We start from the raw sequence: 1607 nt of genomic DNA, 5'->3' as shown, positions 1-1607 counted from the left end.
ACCAGAAGGTCCAGTAGCTCCGGTTATGCCGGTAGGCCCAGTAGGCCCYGGAGGTCCACCAGTTCCTGGCAATCCGGTAGGTCCAGTGGGCCCCGGAGGTCCACCAGAAGGTCCRGTWGCTCCGGTTATGCCGGTAGGCCCAGTAGGCCCCGGAGGTCCACCAGTTCCTGGCAATCCGGTAGGTCCAGTGGGCCCCGGAGGTCCACCAGAAGGTCCGGTTGCTCCGGTTATGCCGGTAGGCCCAGTAGGCCCTATTTGAGGCAAAGGAAAGGAACATGGAAAGGGTATGTGACAATTCTTTTTAAATTTACTCATTTTTACACCTCMCTTATAAATKAACTACCAATTTATATTTATACTWTAACAACTTATGAGTAAACMGACACACRGGTGTAAGGAAAAAACCTATAAAAATTACATAAAAGGTTTTAAGAGCAAGCCTCTATTTCACATTCCATACCAAAAAGAGCACCATATATATAAGTGCTCTTCAAAGGAAAGGCTTTATTAATAACTTTAGTACGGCGTAGGAAGTGGAGTCCCTGGCGGTCTCCACCAAGACTCAACGGTTTTCCAAGCAGCATTATAATTGTAACCTCTTCCCATCAAGTATCCTATGGCAACAGCTTCTGTTAATGCATGTCGATAGCCAAGGTGCTGAGCTTCTTGTAACCCATGACTAACAGCTGGAGTTATTATAGTAAGAGTTTGTTGTTGAAGGTTATGTGATTGTGGATATAAGGCTTGCTGAGGCTCTCGATAATAATCAATAGGGGTATAAGATTGTTGATTGTTGATGTCCATATTAACACTCCTCTCTTTTGATCAAAATAATTATTAATTATGGATTTTAGATACTTAATAATTTATGCGGGTATGGGTTGTTTGAGGAATGGGCAATAAACATGTGTTTTTAATCTTCTAAAATAAATTTATTAGAAGGTAAGTTATAGGATATAGCTATATTAAAATGAATTGGCTAAAAGAAGAAGACAAGAGGCGACGTAATTGCTGTAACACTTGATGAGGATTGGTATAAAAATTTCATTTTGTAGTGAAGAAGAAATTGAAATAGAGCAACCATTTAGGTTGCTCTACAGATAAGAGGTAACTCAGTGAACAAAATGAACACGTTAAAAATGTATGTAATAAGTAGAAGAATAAGAACAAAAAAGCAGTTAGCAAAAGCTAACTGCTAAGCCCTCGGAGAAAGGGAAAAAGAAAATTACAGAGGTCACTGTGAATTCAAGCTATATCAGCCTATTTATAGTATTGGACAGAATTTAGAATTTTATTCGGACAAACTAAAAAAGAGCAGYTAGYAAAAGCTAACTGCTCAMCTCTCGACCAAGAGAGCTAGAGTGGGAAGAATTTAAAAGTTTGTTTTAAATTCTCTTATAGTATCGGAAAACACTTAGAATTTTATTCACTAAAGAATTAAATTAGGAAGTTCAATAATTGATTGTATCAATAGCATAAACAATATTTAGGAATTTATTCAGGGAGGTAGAAGGAAATGAATACTTTTAGACTGTTCCAACTTGGTTTTGATCTGCAACATCAGAATCGTATGTGTTTGTTGCACTAACACCGCTAAAATTATTGGC

At 38.3% G+C, this 1607-nt stretch carries 1 protein-coding gene and 2 pseudogenes; all 3 read right to left on the bottom strand.

What is annotated here, in order from left to right; all coding sequences use genetic code 11:
• A pseudogene (locus AC1DJR_RS29180) lies at positions 1-315 on the bottom strand (BclA C-terminal domain-containing protein); the annotation flags it as partial.
• A gap of 201 nt (positions 316-516) precedes the next feature.
• Positions 517-804, bottom strand: coding sequence for a hypothetical protein (locus AC1DJR_RS29175; RefSeq protein ID WP_002135972.1), 288 nt, complete (start codon positions 802-804; stop codon positions 517-519).
• Between the two features lie 722 nt (positions 805-1526).
• Positions 1527-1607: pseudogene (locus AC1DJR_RS29170) on the bottom strand (spore germination protein); the annotation flags it as partial.

It is taken from the genome of Bacillus sp. 05T31, from assembly GCF_056396725.1.
The sequence above is the reverse complement of the archived record's forward strand: the minus strand, read 5'-3'. Positions and strand labels throughout refer to the sequence as shown.

Coding starts and splice junctions, on each gene's coding strand:
- AC1DJR_RS29175 (WP_002135972.1), bottom strand. CDS start 804: ATGGACATCAACAATCAACAATCTTATACCCCTATTGATTATTATCGA.